Source organism: Halolamina salina (assembly GCF_042678005.1).
Taxonomy (GTDB): Archaea; Halobacteriota; Halobacteria; order Halobacteriales; family Haloferacaceae; genus Halolamina; species Halolamina salina.
This window is the reverse complement of record NZ_JBHUDH010000109.1, coordinates 12,277-12,546: the sequence shown is the minus strand read 5'-3', so window position 1 is coordinate 12,546 and position 270 is coordinate 12,277. Positions and strand designations below refer to the sequence as shown.

Below are 270 nucleotides of genomic sequence, written 5' to 3'. Positions count from 1 at the left end.
ACGCCCGCCCGCCGGAGGTGGACGCGTGAGGGGGAGCGTGCTCCGGATCGCCCGGCACGACTTCCTGAACGTGCGTCGATCGCGGCTGCTCTGGGGCGTCGTCGTGGCCTACGCGCTGTTCACCGTCCTGCTCGTCGTTTCGGGAGCCACGAGCGAGATCACGAGCGCGACCCAACTGCTCGTCGGGGTCACGGGCGTCACCGCCGTCGTGCTCCCGGTGGTGGGCATCGTCGCGGGCTACCTCGCGATCGCCGGGGAGCGCGAGGACGG

Annotated in this window: 1 protein-coding gene; it reads left to right on the top strand. The window is 72.2% G+C overall.

The window, feature by feature from the left end; translation table 11 throughout:
• Positions 1 to 25: 25 nt before the first annotated feature.
• A partial coding sequence (locus tag ACFR9S_RS09790; RefSeq protein WP_379818523.1) for an ABC transporter permease subunit occupies positions 26 to 270 on the top strand: 245 nt, incomplete at its 3' end.